Here is a 16,406-nt window from a genome sequence, read left to right as displayed (position 1 = left end):
TATGAACTGTATTTCACTATATCGACGTACGGCTATCAGCTTGCTTTTTCTGCTCGTCTCTATGGCATCCAGCCTGGCTCAAGTTCCGCTCAAGGATTTACGCGTCAACCTATCGGCCGAAAGCATGAGCCTGGAGGAAATACTATTGCAGATAGAAGAGCAGACTGGCCTATCGTTCTTTTACCTGAATGAGCAAATCCGCTCGCAGAATAGTTTAGATCTCAACTACGCCGATGTCTCGCTAGAGCAGGTGTTAGCCGACTTGGCCCGCAAATCACAGGTGCAATTTCACCGCAAGGATAACCAAATCGTTATTAAGCCTTCAGCCCAACCAGAGAAAAAGGCAGTAGCCTTCGGCAGTATTACCGGGCAGGTCATAGATGCGGTTACTGGCGATCCGCTTCCCGGTGCTTCGGTGTTTATTAAAGGTACCAACGTAGGCTCATCTACCGATCTCACCGGAGAATACCTGATACGCAAAGTGCCCGAAGGAGCGCAAACGATCGTTGTTAATTATCTGGGCTACGAAGTATACGAAGCGGTGCTACAGATTGAAGCTGATGTACTGATGACCCACGATGCTCCGCTAACCAGCAACGTGGCCACCCTCGAGGAGATCGTAGTCAAGGGAAGTCTGGAAGGCCAAGAGAAAGCCCTCAATCAGCAGCGCACCGCCGACAACATCAAGAACGTGATTTCCGCCGACTTGATCGGGAGGTTTCCTGATGTGAATGTTGCGGAAGCCCTTCAGCGGGTGCCGGGCATTACCATCAACCGCGAGCGGGGCGAAGGGTCTACTGTGCAGATCCGGGGCACCCCAGCTCACTACACCTCCATCAGCATCAACGGCGAACAGATTCCCTCTACCCAAGAAGGGGGCTCACGCAATGAATCGCTTGATCTTATTCCGTCTGATGTGCTTTCTTCTTTAGAGGTTACCAAAGCCTTAACGCCTGACATGGACGGCGATGCGGTAGGCGGGGCGATCAACTTACGCACGCCCACTGCCAAAAATCTGGAACCCTCTATGAAGGTAGAAGTCGGCGGCGGGTACAACGATATGTCGCGCGGACTCAATGGCCTAGGTCGTATCAAGTACGGTCAGCGCTTCTTCCCCTCCAGCAGTGTAGATGAGGGTCGGCTAGGAGTGATATTCAACGGCAGCTACTACCAAACGGATAATGTGCAAGATATTGGAGAAGCGGTTTGGGATTATCCCCGCCTGCTCAATCGCGATCAGGATTCGGTGCTCTCAATCATGGATTACCGCTACCGCGACCTATTTAACATTCGTACCCGAACGGGAGCTTCTTTTACGCTGGATTACAAGTTCAACTCACGACACTCACTTATATTCAACGCAATGTATAGTCGCCGGGGCGATGAAGACCAGCGCAGCCGGGCCCGCTATGACCCGGATGTGGGTACCTTTGTGACTCCTACCCTGTCGCAGAACGCCCGCATCCGCCGCGATCTCAGCATTCGCGATGAGGTAAAGAATAATATTACGTATAACCTGGAGGGCGACCATACGCTGGGTACCGTACACCTAGACTACGGGCTGTTTTATACCGACTCACGTCGCGAAGGCAATAGCGACTACATTCTTTTTGATCGCCGCACCTTTGATATTGAAATTGAAGGACTCAATACCGATTTCCCCACCTTTCGTCCTGTCGAGTTTCCAGGTACCATTCACAACCCGGTGCTCTACGACGACCTGAATCGTTTTGAGCGCAATGCAACTACGGGCGAAGGCACCAATACTGTAGCCCGACTGAACTTGGAAGTTCCCTACCTACTTGGAAATGCTAAAGGATTAATTCGGGGCGGAGGCAAGGTTCGGCAGATTCATAACGCACGAGCCCGCGATAGTGAGGTATTTCTTTATTTGCCAGTGAACGACGATGATGTATTTGCCAACCTCATTGATGACTTTGAGGACTCGCGTTATATGAATGGCAACGTTCGCTTCGGCCCAAGACTCAACGCCGACCAGGTGCAAGGCTACTTCCGCGACAATCGTGAGGACTTTGCGCTGGATGTTGGCAATACTCGCATCAACAGTGATCAGGCGGATTATGAAGCCGATGAACTGGTATCAGCGGCCTACCTAATGACCCGCCTACAATTTAATAAGCTCATGCTGCTAGCGGGAGTGCGAGCCGAGTTTACCAGTGTGGACTATAAAGCCAATGTGGTGCGGCGCAACCAAGGCTCATGGGAAAGCACTACTCCCGTGACGGGCGGCACCGACTTTAACTTTGTGCTCCCCAATGTGCACGTACGCTACAGCCCTAACCCACTTACCAATTTACGGGCGGCTCTCACCTACTCTTACGCCCGGCCCAACTTCGTTGACCTGGTACCCTACGACGATGTGGACTTCAACAGCCGGACCATTGAGCGAGGCAATCCGGACCTGCTACCCGCCGAGGCGATCAACCTCGACTTGATGGTCGAACGCTACCTGAATAACGTCGGCATTCTTTCGGGTGGACTGTTCTATAAGTATATTCAGGACTATCAGGTGAACCGTAGCTTTCGGCTCGACAGTGGCAACTTTGAACAGTATGTAACCGATCCTACCTTGATTAACTACCGCTTTGAGCAGGCTCAAAACGGAGAGGCAGCTACCGTCTACGGCCTGGAGGTCAACCTGCAGAAGCAACTTGACTTCTTGCCGGGAGCCCTCAACGGATTGGGAGTCTACCTCAACTACTCCTACGTCTACTCCCGCGCTACGCTCAACGACGGTCGCCGCATCCGCCTTCCTAACCAGACTGACCACTTCGGCAACTTTGCCCTTACCTACGACTGGAAGGGCTTCACCGGGCGGGCTTCGGTCAATTACATTGGTGGGGTGCTACTGGAAGTATCCGATGAGGATGGAGCTCTGGACTTGTTCCGCGAAGGGCGCTACCAGCTTGATGTATCAGCTAACTACCGCTTTACCCCGCGTATCAGTGCCTTCGCTGAGTTTCTCAACCTGACCAACACCCCACTGATTGAGTTTTTTGGGGAGCGCAACCGGGTAGCTCAAATCGAGTACATCGGCTGGTGGAACCGCTTTGGGATTTCTTACAAATTTTAATCTGACCTGACATGAAATTATTATTTCAACGGATACTTTTCGCTTTTACGCTGGCTGTTTTGGGAGGCATCACCGCCTGCGATGATGGACTGGATGTGCTTCCGCCAGAACCCCCTATTATCGACATATTAAACGGAGGTACGCTAGTGGAAAAGAACGTACGTGATACGTTGCCGCTGGTGCTGGATATAAAAATTGCTGCCAGTGAGCGGTTGCAGTCGTACGAGCTTCAGCAGGACGGAGAACTGCTAGCCAATGCTTCCTTCACTAACGAGTACACCCACACCTTCCAGTACACGTACTCGCTAGACGAAGACTTGGAAGCCGGAGACGAGCTTGCGTTCTCTTTGATAGTGACGGATCAGCAGGGGCAGACAACCGAGCAAGACATTACGCTCCGGATACTCAATCGCTTGTTTTTTGTGGGTAACACCACCATAGCAGGGCAACCGCTGCGTACCTTGGAAGGCATTATCGATACCGCTTTTACACTTTCAGCCGATACCAGTTGGCTCGTAAAAGGTTATTTGGAGGTACGAGCTGGCGGCACCCTCGCTATTGAAGCGGGCACCACCGTATACATGGAAACCTACGACGATATTGGGGAGTCTTCCAGTATCAAGGTACTCCGCGACGGTAAGATTGAGGCGACAGGCACTAAGGAAGCACCAGTGGTATTTACCAGCGACCGGGTGCTTACCGGCAACGCTCAGGTAGGCGATTGGGGCACCATCACATTGCAGGGTCGCTCCCCTGTCAATACGGGCGAAGGAGGAGTTGTCTTAGAAAACGGCCCCTTCGGCGGACAGAACCCTGACCACAGTACAGGTACCCTCCGCTACGTACGTATTGAGTACACCGGCAAAATTGGCTCCGATGGTTTGCGCCTACAAGGTGTCGGCCGGGGTACTTTACTTGAGTACATTCAAATTTACCAGTGCACGGGAGAAGGCCTGAAAATCAACGGAGGTACTGCCGATATTCGGTACTTCGTGGGCACTGCGATCTACGACGATGGTATGGAGTGGGAAAATGGCTACCTGGGCCGTGGACAATTCTGGGTGTTTGAGTGCGATACCGAGCGGCAGGGTGAGATATCTTTCTATGGTAAAAATAGCCAACGGCGCAATCCGGTTTCAAATCCTGTGTTCTCGAACGTAACCATTCTGGGGCCAGGCGAAAACGCCGAGTTCGAGAGCAATGGCAATGCTGTATCGTTCAATAACCGCGGTTTGCGGATGACCAACGGTACCCACGGTAAACTTTACAACTTCATCGTCACCCAGTTTAATGATGACGGCGTACGGGTAGAGCAGGCCTTTGATGCGGGCGATATTGATGGACTGGACGGTAACTTGGTTATTGCTCACTCAAGTTCCTTCAACAACAAAGACAACTACGATATAGATGGCAAATACTTCATTTACGACCCAGCTGATGCAGGTAGCGACCCAGCCTACGCCGTATTCAATAACTCGCTGGCAGCCGTACCCGAGGTGACAGTTGGCAACTTTGTGGGGTCTACCCGCGAAGGAGCTCTAAACCCAACCACGCTCGGCGACTGGTTTTTACCCGCCCCTTATGTAGGAGCAGTGGAAAACGCTGCCAACGACTGGACAGCCGACGGTAACTGGTGTAAAAACCTCGATGGCAGCTTACGATAATTTTAACCTAATCTAATAATACAAAACACATGAAAAACACAAGTCGATTTTTTTCCTTCCAGTGGATCGGGACGATGTTGATGCTTGTCGGTTTACTCACATATAGTGGGTGCTCTGAGGACGATAGCAACGAAACGATTCCTGCCCCTACAGTAACTACCACCACTTCTACCCTGTCGGTGGAAGCTGGTAGTGAGCTTTCAATTACGGTGGCACTGGCAGCCCCGGCCGGACTTAAAGAACTACAAGTCACCAATAGTCTGTCAGCCGACGGGAATGCTTCAGAAAGCTACACGGCAGACCAAACCACTGCATCATACACCTATACCTTCACTCCACCCGTTACGACTGCCGCTGACAGCGAGTTCACGCTCACGTTCGTTGCTACCGACCAGCAAGACCGCACGTCGGAGTCTTTAGTAGTCACGGTGACGGTAACCGCGCCAACCGCGACTGACCCGCCTACCCTAGCGGTAGCGGGTGAGGCCACCGCCACCGGAGAGCGTAGCGGTAATGCGGAGTTTACACTGACTCTCACGGCACCCGCCGGCCTAAAGGAACTGGCTGTGACCGTAGATGGACAAGCCGCTGATCCCGTTTCGTTAGATGGAGTGAATGTAGGTGAATATATGTACACTTTTGCGGTGCCCGATACAGCGTTTACTGGCGATACCTACGCCGTACAAGTAGCCCTTACCGACCAGCAAGACCGCAGCAGCGACCCAGTTGACCTCACCGTCACTGTTATTGAATCTGACGATCTGCTGATTACCGAAATTGATGTGAACGGAACAACGGTAAAGCGTCTACGGGGCGATTTTGAGGAAGATATGACGCTCGATGATGGCCCTTACCTGATCTACGGTGCCGTTGATGTGGATGCAGGAGTTACGCTGACCATTGTCGCGGGGCAAACCTTCTACGGACAGCCCGGCTCTGACGCCGATGGTATTATGGGCAATATGGAAGTAGACGCTGGTGCGCTCATCAATGCCCAAGGAACCGCGACCAGCCCCATCATTTTCACCAGCCTGAACGAACTGACCGGCACGGCATCAGCTCCCGGAGACTGGGGGGGGATCGAGATCAACGGAATTAAAGACGAACCAGACGCAGGCATCGTGTTTGCGTACGTGCAAATCAACTACGCGGGTGGTTTCATTGAGTTTACGGGCGATGCCCAGGATGAGTACCGTGGTTACGAAGCTCTCGACCTCAAAGAAATTGGCTCCGAAGCCGATATCCATCACGTTCAGGTTTACGCCGGAGCAGATGAAGGTATCCGTATAGATGGCGGCACGGTAAACGTACGCTACCTAGTAGCAGGCAACTGTCTGGATAGTGATATTAACTGGGACGAATGGGGCGGCTACGGACAGTTCTGGTTGGTAGTAGGCCAGCAAAACGATAAAGGGACTGAAGGGCGAGGAAACCGAGGAATAGATGGTAATGATGGGTTAAATCCTCAATTAGCCAACCTATCGGTGATCGGGCCCGGAGCAGATACCGAACTAGACGCGCAAGCTCTGCGGGTAGATGATGATCCCGTATTCCGTATTTATAATGGTCTGTTTGCCGAGTGGCCCGACGACGGAATAGAAATCGAGCAAGAAGGATCTACCTTTACTGCCGACCTCGCCACCAGTCAAGGAGTAATTGCCTACTCGTACTTGTGGAATAACGCGGGGGGTGGCGAAGAAAACTGGAAGGACGAAGGAAGCTTCTTTGACCCTGCGACTAACGCCGTATTTGCGAACGTAGTGGATGCCCCCATCGGTGGCATTAGCCCGAATAGCTGGCTACCGACCGCTACTCAAGCTACTGATTTTGATCCAGCTACCATCAATGAATGGTTTGAAGCAGCCGCTTACGTAGGTGCCTTTACTCCAGATAATGATTGGACCGCTGGCTGGACCAGTAACTTACCTGAGTAAGTTCTTCTGTACCGACTTTTATTAATCTATTAGCTTCCCTGGGTCTGTACTGACTTGGGGAAGCTTTTTACCTCGATGGATACAAAAGTCTAGTTTATTTTGATTAAACCACACAAATCCATCTGGAGTCTATACTACAAGGATTTTTCTGTATAAAGCAACTAGCGAATCAGTTCGTCGAACTTGATTGGCTTTCCTTCCCACAGCCACTCACCATCTTTTTGAACTAGGATACGAGCCCGACTACCCGGAGCCAGTGGTGCGTCTTCGGCGGGCAGCCAAGCCGCAAGCTCGGTAATCACCTCGGCGTATTCAGAATTCCCTGCCAGATTAGCCCACTCCTCGGGGTCGCGAAGGTGATCGTAAAGTTCTTCGGAGCCGTCCGCGTAACGGATGTAGCGCCACCGCTCGGAGCGCACCGAATGGTTACCCGGATTATGCGTAGTGATGGCAGGGCGCTCCCGAGGTGTGTCTGGATTCTTTAGCTGGGGTAAGAGCGAGAGTCCTTCTGTTGCTTCCTGCTGAGGCAGTCCGGCCAGTGCTACCAACGTAGGGTACATATCTAGTAGCTCGGCGGGCTGCGATGACTGCATTCCGACTGATACTCCCGGGCCAGCAAAGATTAGTGGAACCCGAGTTGACCGCTCCCAAAGCGTATTTTTACCGGTAATATCTTTCTCACCTAGATGATAGCCATGATCTGACCAAAACACAATGATAGTGTTATCGTCTAACCCTTGTTCTTCCAGCGCATCTAACACCCGACCTACCTGAGCATCCATAAAACTGATAGCGGCCAGGTACGCGCGCACCTTCGCTTGCCACTGATTATTTTCTATCACCCACGATAGGCGAGGCTCCGGTAAAAACCAGTGCAGGTACCACGCAAAATCCGGCACATCATCGCGGTCACCCTCCGGGGCTGTAGGCAACATGACATCTGCTTCCGGGTAAAGATCAAACCACTTTTGGGTAGTATACAGTGGAACGTGGGGTTTGTTAAATCCTACGGCCAGGAAAAATGGTTCTTCGTTATTCTTCTCCTCGCCCAGTTGCTTCAGTTGATCTACGGCCCAACTAGCTACCTTATAATCGTCCATTGCGGTTTCATCGTCTTTTGGATACACTCCCCAGTCTATAAACGGGTGATTCACCATATCCAGCGGGGCGGTAACGATTTTTCGCTCTGGCATGGGGACGTGCCCGCCGTCAGGACCCCACTCCTGAAATTCAACTTTCCGTTCTTCGGGAGTGATACCCGCGTGAAACACTTTCCCTCCCGACATAGTACGATAGCCATTCGCCGCAAAGTACTGAGGTAACGTTACCACATCTTTTGTTCTCTCTACTTGCCGATGACGCGGAGCAAGTCCGTATATTCCGGTAGTTGTGGGGCGCAGTCCGGTCATAATACTGACTCGCGAAGGATTGCATAGCGGGGCTTGCGTATGAGCATTAGTAAAGAGCGTGCCCCGAGCCGCTAAGCGGTCAATATTAGGAGTTTGCACCTGCGGATGTCCGTTAAGAGCACCAATCCAGTCGTTAAGATCGTCACTCGCAATAAACAGCACATTGGGAGGACTAGCCTCCTGCGCTTGCAGAAGTCTAGTAGTGAAAATTCCTGCGAGGAAAACGAATATTCGTAATACCGGCAATGAATGATAAATGATACTAGGGTTGAGCAGATTTTTCAATGGTGTTTTATTTCTTAGTGTAGAAAGGAAAAGTTGCGTTCCCGTGGAAGAAGAGCCTATCCTATTTATTTTGAGAACCTATCAAATCCACCATACTTTTCCAAAAATATATTAATGTTTCACTACCGAGACTCTAGCATATTACTGCTTTTCGTCCAGCTATATTTGTATAGTTCAGTTGCTTGCTACAGCCTTTTTGTGCGTATCTCCTACTAGCTCCTGTTCAATTTCCTCCAAGGTTTTGCCTTTGGTTTCGGGCAAGATCAAATAAAGAACAACAAATCCGGCAGCACAGATCAATCCGTAGAGCCAGAAGTTATTGGCCCAGCCAAGACTCTCCTTGATAGTGGGAAAACTAAAGGTTAAGGTAAAATTACCTACCCAGTGGGCGAAAGCCGCGATGGACATGGCCGCTCCGCGAATCCGGTTGGGAAAAATTTCCGACAGTACTACCCACAGCAAAGGTGCCAGCGTGATTGAATAAAACAGCACATTCGCTAACACCAGCAGCACAATCACTCCCCCCTGATAATCAGCGTAGAAGCAGTAACCGATGAGGGCGTAGACGACCGCCATTGAGGATGTTCCAAATAATAGCAGCGTTTTCCGCCCTAGCTTATCTACCGTCAGCATCGTGATAATTACCGCCAGTACCATCACCGTACCGATCACCACAATATTGAGCATCATTTGCTGGAGGTTATAGCCCGCCGCCTGAAAAATATCGGCAGCGTAGTAAATGATCACATTTAAACCGCTCCACTGCTGTAAGAACGACAGAAAAACACCCAAACCTACTAGCTTCAGAATGCGACTGTTAAGTAGCTGCTTAAAATTGACGTGAGACACATCTTCTTGCGAGAGGGTGAGCTTCACTTCGTTAATTTGATTTTGCGCGTAGGCATCACCACCAATCTTTTGTAGCACTTGCTTACCTTCGGCCGCTCGTCCATTTTTTACCAGCCAGCGCACACTTTCGGGTACCAAAAACATAAGAGCAAAAAAAGCAAAAGCCGGAATAGCTTCTACCCCAAACATCCACCGCCAACCGTTTTGCCCACTCCAGCTTTGAGCAATTATTTCGGCAGTAGCATCTACTGGCAGTTCAGTATCAAGCAGTGAAATGCGCCAGTTTACAATCTGCGCCATCAGCACCCCAATCATCACCAGTAGTTGATTAATAGTCACAAACATACCCCGCTTCTCGGGAGGAGAGACTTCAGCGATGTACATAGGCGAAAGATTCAGCGCAATACCCATCGCCACTCCGCCAATAATCCGGTACACATTAAACCAAGTAAAATCTGAAGCCAGTGCCGTACCTATAGCCGATAAGGTGAACAATGCCCCCGAAAATATAAGTAAGCGTTTACGTCCGTAGCGATCACTGAGCGCTACGCAGGCTAACGCCCCCACCATACAACCTACCAGTGCCGAGCTAGTGCCCCAGCCTTGCAGTGCCGGAGTGTTCAAATCAAAGAAGGGTTCATAATAGGGTTTAGCTCCGCCTACTACTACCCAATCGTAGCCAAATAAAAAGCCCCCTAACGCGGCAGTAAGACTGATAAGCCAAAGATAGGTTTGATTGTAGGTGGTTGATTGATTCATTAGTTCTCTGGTTGTCTTTGGTTTTCAATTAAGAGCAGCAATCAGGCGTAATCCGTCTAACGTGAGCCAAGGCTCTAGTCGGCTAAATCGGTTGGTTAGCGGAGCAATCACTTCAGCCAAACCACCTGTGGCTATTACATTTACCGTTCGCTCCAGTTCGTTCTCTATCCGGCTAACCAATCCTTCCACCAAGCCAACGTAACCGAGCACAATCCCCGACTGAATGGCATGGGCTGTATTTTTTCCTATTACCGAGGGCGGTGGCACTAGTGGCACAAACGGAAGTTGAGCGGTATTGGTAGAAAGGGCTTTCATGGCTGACTCTAGTCCCGGGGCAATACAAACTCCCTGAATCTCGCCTGTTTGGCTCACCGTAACAACCGAAAGGGCCGTACCGAAGTCTACCACCACACAATCGGTCCTAATGAGATGATGACCGGCTACAGCATTCGCCAACAAATCGGTACCCAATTCATGAGGATTGTCAATGGCAATAGACAGATCAGTGCGGAGCGACGTACTAATTACTAGTGGTTGCCGCTGGGTAAGCTCAGCTAACATTCGCTGAAAGGTAGCGGTTAGAGGCGGCACCACGCTGCTCATTACTACTTGTTCAATGGCACTGAGCGGAATTCCACTGTTCGCAAACAGTGATTGTAGCTGAATAGCGTACTCATCGAATGTTTTATTAGCTACGGTGCTCAACCGCCAGTGCTGCACCCAACGCTGATTGTAGATGCCTAAAGCAATGTTAGAATTACCAATGTCTACTGCGAGTATCAAAGCGAGAAAAAAGATAGTTAGTGAACAATGACGAATATGGTGGGTTCTTAGCACATAAACAAACCACCCATTGTATGCGAATAGATGATAACACCATTGTAACGATGCGTTACGAGCTGCGGGAGCGCGACCAGCAAGGCCCGGTGATGGAAGTGATGGATACTGCCTACCCATTTATTTTTTTCTATCCTTCGGATAATTTGCTTCAGTCGTTCCAAGATCAAATTCGGGGGTTGCCCGCCGGAGACCCATTTGAATTTATTATTCCGAGTGAGAAGGCCTATGGCTTACACCAAGCTAGTAATGTGGTAGATATACCAGTGGAGCGGTTTGTGGTAGATGATGAAATGGCCGAAACTATCCGAGATGTAGGACAGTACGTAGCGGTTACGGGTGAAGACGGACAGCAGCGTAACGGACTCATTGTGGAGAAAACGGCTACGCATTTGAAAGTAGACCTCAACCACGCAATGGCGGGCAAAGACCTACATTTTTCTGGGCGCATTTTGTTTGTGAGAAAAGCTAAACCGGACGAGATTATTCAAAAGCGGTATATCATGGCCGATGGTATCCGTTTTTAAGTCAGGATAAACAGGAACGTAACAAGGTTAGCTCAATGAATCGGGAAAGATTGCACCATTAATTAAAATTAGCATCTTTGCCAAGCCAAACTCCTAACGTAACCTACATTAGCATAGTGACTTATTGCCAGGCTACTTGCCGTACATCTATTATTATCTTACTCAGTCTTCTTACTACAACGCACGGCTTCGGTCAGATACTAAACGTAGAGAAAGAACGTATGAAGGGTGATTCCGCCAATTATTTTTTAGGTACTGTAGGGCTTAGCTTTAATGCTAATAACCAAAGCCTAACCAATGATGGCACCGAAAAGTCATTTGTGGGCTTAACAGCTAATTCGGATGCTGCCTACTTCTCTACCTACCACAGCTTTCTGCTAATTGGGCAACTACAATACACGGCTACCAGCGAAACAGCTATCAACAGCGCGGGATACGGTCACTTTCGGATTAACTGGTTGCGGAAAAATATTATTTCTTACGAAAACTTTGTGCAAATTCAGTACGATCAGGGACGAGGTATGCAGTCGCGCCGATTGGCTGGGGGTGGAGTGCGCTTTCGTATCTATCGGGAAGAAAAATCCAGCTTATTTGCCGGAACGGGAGTGATGTACGAACGGGAAGAGTGGGAACAGCCCAGCGGTGAGGGTGGCAGCGTAGCTCTGGGGTTGTGGAAAAACAGTAGTTACTTAACTAGTCGCTTGCAACTACGCGAAAATATTGCCTTTGGTTCTATTGCCTACTTCCAAACGGGCTACGATCCCGATCAGGATTTCTTTCGCCATCGGGTAAGTGGCGATATAAATATTCTGATCAATGTCACTTCCAAACTAGCTTTGCAAACCGCCGTAGGGCTCGCTTACGAAAACCGTCCGGTAGTTCCTATTCCTAAGTTCGTTTACCGGGTTACTAACGGCATTCAGTTGAATTTTTGATGAGCTATTCGTTTTCTAATTCTTTTTGTACTTCCTCTTTTAAGGTAGGAATATGCTTCTTAATAATCACCCATACGATCGCATCATCAATATTGTCGTAAGAGTGAATTAGTCGGTTTCTAAAATCTACGATTTGGCGAGTATGACTTAACTCCTTATTGTCTTCTAGCTTTCTATATTGATTTACTGCTTCGCCTATAATTCCTAACTGTCTTTCAACAGCACTTTTAGTTTTCAAATCTTTTTGATACTCAAGAAAACTGGTGATTTCCCCCAAAAAATCTTCCAGAAGCTCAATAGCATGTCTAATATCAGCTAAAAACTTTTTCGCTTCCTCGCTCATAGATCAGTTGCTTGGTTTCTTCTACACTGGCTCGCAAGTACGGATTTTTTATTGGTTGATCGGTTAATAAATCAACTTTCCGGGCAAATAGATCTTCCAAGGATTCCCATAAAGCAATCAATTTTTCTCCTCGTTCTATCGGTGACATTTCCTCTAACTCTACCAATAAATCCAAATCACTTTTTTCAGGAGCGAACCGATCAGTAATGACCGAGCCGAAGGCATACAACCGCTTTACTTTAAACTGTTCACACAGTTCATTGAGATTAGCGATATTCTGCTCTATGATATTGAAGGAAGTCATAATTTTCGTAGCTGTAACCTAGCCTTCTTAGTTTTTACTTAACTCTTTGATGACTAAGTAATATTATATCCATCTTTATCTTTTGTGGATTTTAGTAATAAATCATCGGTTCTGATTTTCGTTCGTATTCCATATAAGTCCTTTCTCATACTTAAAATCAGCGAGTTAAATGTCTTCTGATTCGGTTTTTGCACAAAGCACTTCATGGCAAAGACTACTTTATCAGAAGCATAGAGTGTCATATTAACCCATTCAACGTATATTTCATCATACAAATCTTCCTTTGTTTTTAAATCCGGTCTACTCAATTGTAGTCTATCTCTTTCTTTATCGTAAAAGATAAAAATATAGCATTGCAAGATGATAGCCTTATATCTCGGCTGTTTAAAATCATGCTGTGTCTCTGCCTTCTGTTTCTTCACCCCTATCAAATAGTCGAGCAGACTTTTAAGTAACCCACCTATTCCGATTAGTCCAATCGCTTTAATAATTTCTGCTATCTCCAAGTATATCGTAATTGAATTTAGTGGGGACTTAATTATTGCTGTTATACCTGTCAAACATCTGAATCATTATACATACTGTGATAATCCGTGCGGGCGTAGTTGGGGTAAATGGTAAAATATTTGTCGGCTACTTTCTCGTAAATGGCCTGACGAAGCTTGTCAATGTTGATCTTCTTTTCGGCTGAAATGAAGATTGTGTCTTCTGGATCGCCAGCCGCACCATTTTGCCCTAGGTTAGTTTTCTCTAATTCTTTCAGCGTAACCGGGGGCTGATAATCGTACTCGCCATTATCCTGACCGTTCATTTCGTGCTTAGCGTTCAGCAGTTGATCCACTTTATTAAACACCAGAATAGTGGGCTTGTCGGCGGTGCCAATCTCAGATAGCGTTTTATTCACGATCTGAATTTGCTCCTCAAACGAAGGATGCGAAACATCCACTACGTGCAACAGTATGTCGGCTTCACGAATCTCATCTAGCGTAGATTTAAAGCACTCAATCAGCGTGTGGGGTAGTTTGCGGATAAATCCCACCGTATCGGTCAGTAAGAACGGAATTTGGTTGATAACTACCTTACGTACCGTAGAATCTACCGTGGCAAAAAGCTTGTCCTCAGCAAACACATCCGATTTGGAAAGTAAGCGCATCAGCGTAGATTTTCCTACGTTGGTGTAACCCACCAAGGCTACTCGTACTACCTTTTGGCGCGATTTGCGTCGGGTAGCACTTTGCTTGTCCAGCTTTTCCAACTTTTTGCTGAATAGCGCAATTCTATCCCGCACAATCCGGCGGTCAGTTTCCAGTTCTTTCTCCCCCGGTCCGCGCATTCCGATACCGCCCTTTTGTTTGGAAAGGTGGGTCCACATCTTGGTCAGGCGAGGTAAAATGTACTGATACTGCGCCAACTCTACCTGCGATTTAGCTTGAGCCGTTTTTGCCCGAATGGAAAAGATATTTAGAATTAATAAACTTCTATCCAGCACCTTACACTTTAGTGCCAACTCAATATTTCTAACCTGCGAAGGAGTTAAGTCATCGTCAAAAATAACCATATCTACCTCGTGAGCCTTTATGTACTGCTCTATCTCTTTCAGCTTTCCTTTGCCCACAAAGGTGGTGACATCTGGTTTCTCTAATCGCTGAGTAAATCGCTCCAGTGTAATCGCTCCTGAGGTTTCTGCCAGAAATGCTAGCTCATCCAGGTATTCGTGGGTTTTATGTTCCGGTTGTTTCTGGTTAATTAGCGCAACCAGTACGGCCGTTTCTTTCCGAAGAGCCGTTGAAAAGGGTTCTATCATTCAGTTAGATTAATTGTATAAAATATTCTATACAATAGAAAAAAGTTTAGCAGCATAAAGTTCAATGACACAGTGTTGTAGAGCCATATGTGTCCGGGTGTTGATGTGTCCAAGCGTTATGGTTCTTGGTGATATAGTATTTTGTAATATGGTCGAGGTTTGGGTTCAGACTACAGATTTCGGCACTACTTTACAACATAAACTCTATAACACCTGAACACATTAACACTAATTGTCAAATGGGTCGGAGATTACTTTGGCGGATGTAGGCCGTTTCACCGTTCCACTCAATTTTTGCCCACACATCATCCTCCCCCTCTACCTGCACTCGGTGGCCTTTCTCGGTGATGTAAACCACATCTGCCCCCGAAGAGGGGCCATTCATAATGGGAACGTAATCATTCATAATGATTGCCAAGGACGGGCCTACCGAGTAGTTGGTCACGTAAAACAGCAGTCCGATGGCTACCAGCATACCTAGCCTTAGTCCGTTGAAGCGAGATTGATGCTCTGATTTTCGGAAGGCGGTATACGCCAGCGACACTAACAGTATTGCAATGATTCCAAAGATGATGAAGTACCGATACTTACGGAGTAAGTTATAGAAAAGGTCGTAGTCCGTATACTCATACCCGCGAAGCTGGTGCTCGGTAGAAAGTTCTCTCATTTTCTCAATAGCCAGTTCATCTGATGTAGCCTGATAGTACTCGTTTAGGTAATACAATGCTTCGCTGTATTCGTCTAAACTCTCCTGAATGAAGGCCATTTTTAGCAGCATAGCTGGCGAGGCTTGCTGTTTCTCGTAAAATAGCTGTTCGTACAGCCGGAAAGACTCGGTATACTGCCGAAGTTTGTACAGCGAATCCGCCTCGGTGATTAAAGGATCAATCGGAGCATCTGCCCAAACTATTTGAGTTCCAACGATGTTAAGACAAACCAACAGCGAGGTAAGTATAAATTTGCGAAGTACCTTTTGGAAATTCATCATAAGCCTCTTACCTTTGCATCGCAATTAAGGGAATCGCCCTTAGAAAAGCAATCGCTCGGCGATCCTGTTGCATCAGAATCAGTAGCTCAGTTGGTAGAGCAACGCCCTTTTAAGGCGTGGGTCCTGGGTTCGAGCCCCAGCTGATTCACCAAAAGCCACTCAACCTATTTTGAGTGGCTTTTTTTATGCTTCATCGGTTGAGCTAGGGAAAAGTGGCAATGGCATTTGAATCATTTTAACTACCAAGTGTTACTTTCTTACCCATTGGTATTCTACCACAAATAGCCGATCATCCCCCGACACACCCGTATTCTAAATTTTTACCAGAAACTCAAAAGTGAGCGATGGTACGCCATAGTAATTGTGGGTTAGTTGATAACTGGTAGCTTTTTATAAGAAATAAAATTCGGACTCAATCGTCAACTAACCACTTAACTTTATTAAAGAACTCTCACCTCAGAATTCAGAAAATATAGAATAGTATTGTGGTTACTAGCTGTAAACCTGACTAATTAGGCCGTTTCTAATGCTTAAACCAATGAACAGTCGCTATTTCGCTGAAGATACCGCTTGCTTGGAATGCTAAGATGCTACAAAGAATAGTTAATAACCTACACACCTGAGCAGTTACCTGAACGTATATTTGTTGAACGATACGCGCATAACTATCTCAA

Annotated in this window: 13 protein-coding genes and 1 tRNA gene; 6 read left to right on the top strand and 8 right to left on the bottom strand. The window is 47.8% G+C overall.

Features of this window, described 5'->3' with window-relative positions:
• The first annotated feature begins 1 nt into the window (after nt 1).
• From P0M28_RS24015 to P0M28_RS24005, 3 genes are read left to right on the top strand one after another with little or no spacing between them, the layout of a single operon-like run.
• Nucleotides 2-3,094, top strand: a complete 3,093-nt coding sequence (locus P0M28_RS24015; RefSeq protein WP_302205756.1) for a TonB-dependent receptor — start codon at nt 2-4, stop codon at nt 3,092-3,094.
• An 11-nt stretch (nt 3,095-3,105) separates the two neighbouring features.
• Nucleotides 3,106-4,758, top strand: a complete 1,653-nt coding sequence (locus tag P0M28_RS24010) for a beta-helix domain-containing protein (RefSeq protein WP_302205754.1) — start codon at nt 3,106-3,108, stop codon at nt 4,756-4,758.
• 29 nt (nt 4,759-4,787) lie between these two features.
• Nucleotides 4,788-6,692: a beta-helix domain-containing protein gene (locus tag P0M28_RS24005; protein WP_302205752.1), complete on the top strand. Its 1,905-nt coding sequence runs from the start codon at nt 4,788-4,790 to the stop codon at nt 6,690-6,692.
• 161 nt (nt 6,693-6,853) lie between these two features.
• On the opposite strand, the gene P0M28_RS24000 is transcribed toward P0M28_RS24005, so the two are convergent.
• The 3 genes from P0M28_RS24000 to P0M28_RS23990 form a co-directional block, all read right to left on the bottom strand.
• Nucleotides 6,854-8,386, bottom strand: a complete 1,533-nt coding sequence (locus P0M28_RS24000; protein ID WP_302205750.1) for a sulfatase — start codon at nt 8,384-8,386, stop codon at nt 6,854-6,856.
• Nucleotides 8,387-8,560: 174 nt separating this feature from the next.
• Complete coding sequence (locus P0M28_RS23995) at nt 8,561-9,994, bottom strand: sugar porter family MFS transporter (RefSeq protein ID WP_302205748.1); 1,434 nt, start codon at nt 9,992-9,994, stop codon at nt 8,561-8,563.
• 24 nt (nt 9,995-10,018) lie between these two features.
• Nucleotides 10,019-10,777: a type III pantothenate kinase gene (locus tag P0M28_RS23990; protein ID WP_302205747.1), complete on the bottom strand. Its 759-nt coding sequence runs from the start codon at nt 10,775-10,777 to the stop codon at nt 10,019-10,021.
• A gap of 74 nt (nt 10,778-10,851) precedes the next feature.
• Between P0M28_RS23990 and P0M28_RS23985 the strand changes: the two genes are divergently transcribed.
• Nucleotides 10,852-11,358 (top strand): FKBP-type peptidyl-prolyl cis-trans isomerase, encoded by a 507-nt coding sequence (locus P0M28_RS23985; RefSeq protein ID WP_302205744.1) that lies wholly within the window; start codon nt 10,852-10,854, stop codon nt 11,356-11,358.
• Between the two features lie 77 nt (nt 11,359-11,435).
• On the top strand, nt 11,436-12,293 hold the full coding sequence (locus P0M28_RS23980; protein ID WP_302205743.1) for a DUF481 domain-containing protein: 858 nt from the start codon (nt 11,436-11,438) through the stop codon (nt 12,291-12,293).
• Between the two features lie 4 nt (nt 12,294-12,297).
• Here the strand turns inward: P0M28_RS23980 and P0M28_RS23975 are convergent, their stop codons facing one another.
• From P0M28_RS23975 to P0M28_RS23955, 5 genes are all read right to left on the bottom strand, one after another.
• Nucleotides 12,298-12,636, bottom strand: coding sequence for a HepT-like ribonuclease domain-containing protein (locus tag P0M28_RS23975; RefSeq protein ID WP_302205741.1), 339 nt, complete (start codon nt 12,634-12,636; stop codon nt 12,298-12,300).
• Nucleotides 12,605-12,940, bottom strand: a complete 336-nt coding sequence (locus tag P0M28_RS23970) for a nucleotidyltransferase family protein (RefSeq protein ID WP_302205740.1) — start codon at nt 12,938-12,940, stop codon at nt 12,605-12,607. Before P0M28_RS23970 ends, P0M28_RS23975 begins: the two co-directional genes overlap by 32 nt.
• A 53-nt stretch (nt 12,941-12,993) precedes the next feature.
• Nucleotides 12,994-13,446, bottom strand: a complete 453-nt coding sequence (locus tag P0M28_RS23965) for a hypothetical protein (protein WP_302205739.1) — start codon at nt 13,444-13,446, stop codon at nt 12,994-12,996.
• A 50-nt stretch (nt 13,447-13,496) separates the two neighbouring features.
• A complete protein-coding gene (gene hflX / locus P0M28_RS23960; RefSeq protein ID WP_302205738.1) occupies nt 13,497-14,744 on the bottom strand; it encodes a GTPase HflX in 1,248 nt (415 codons plus the stop codon).
• A gap of 235 nt (nt 14,745-14,979) precedes the next feature.
• A complete protein-coding gene (locus P0M28_RS23955) occupies nt 14,980-15,732 on the bottom strand; it encodes an SH3 domain-containing protein (RefSeq protein ID WP_302205737.1) in 753 nt (250 codons plus the stop codon).
• Nucleotides 15,733-15,807: 75 nt separating this feature from the next.
• Here P0M28_RS23955 and P0M28_RS23950 point away from each other — a divergent pair.
• Nucleotides 15,808-15,883 (top strand) — tRNA-Lys (locus P0M28_RS23950).
• Nucleotides 15,884-16,406: the final 523 nt, after the last annotated feature.

The sequence above is a fragment of the Tunicatimonas pelagia genome, from assembly GCF_030506325.1.
In the GTDB taxonomy this organism is placed as follows: Bacteria; Bacteroidota; Bacteroidia; order Cytophagales; family Cyclobacteriaceae; genus Tunicatimonas; species Tunicatimonas pelagia.
The sequence above is the reverse complement of the archived record's forward strand: the minus strand, read 5'-3'. Positions and strand labels throughout refer to the sequence as shown.

Bases quoted from the DNA above. Each gene is read 5' to 3' on its own strand.
- P0M28_RS24010 (WP_302205754.1), top strand. From the start codon at position 3,106: ATGAAATTATTATTTCAACGGATACTTTTCGCTTTTACGCTGGCTGTT.
- P0M28_RS24005 (WP_302205752.1), top strand. From the start codon at position 4,788: ATGAAAAACACAAGTCGATTTTTTTCCTTCCAGTGGATCGGGACGATG.
- hflX (WP_302205738.1), bottom strand. From the start codon at position 14,744: ATGATAGAACCCTTTTCAACGGCTCTTCGGAAAGAAACGGCCGTACTG.
- P0M28_RS23970 (WP_302205740.1), bottom strand. From the start codon at position 12,940: ATGACTTCCTTCAATATCATAGAGCAGAATATCGCTAATCTCAATGAA.
- P0M28_RS23955 (WP_302205737.1), bottom strand. From the start codon at position 15,732: ATGATGAATTTCCAAAAGGTACTTCGCAAATTTATACTTACCTCGCTG.
- P0M28_RS23975 (WP_302205741.1), bottom strand. From the start codon at position 12,636: ATGAGCGAGGAAGCGAAAAAGTTTTTAGCTGATATTAGACATGCTATT.
- P0M28_RS23985 (WP_302205744.1), top strand. From the start codon at position 10,852: ATGCGAATAGATGATAACACCATTGTAACGATGCGTTACGAGCTGCGG.
- P0M28_RS23995 (WP_302205748.1), bottom strand. From the start codon at position 9,994: ATGAATCAATCAACCACCTACAATCAAACCTATCTTTGGCTTATCAGT.
- P0M28_RS24015 (WP_302205756.1), top strand. From the start codon at position 2: ATGAACTGTATTTCACTATATCGACGTACGGCTATCAGCTTGCTTTTT.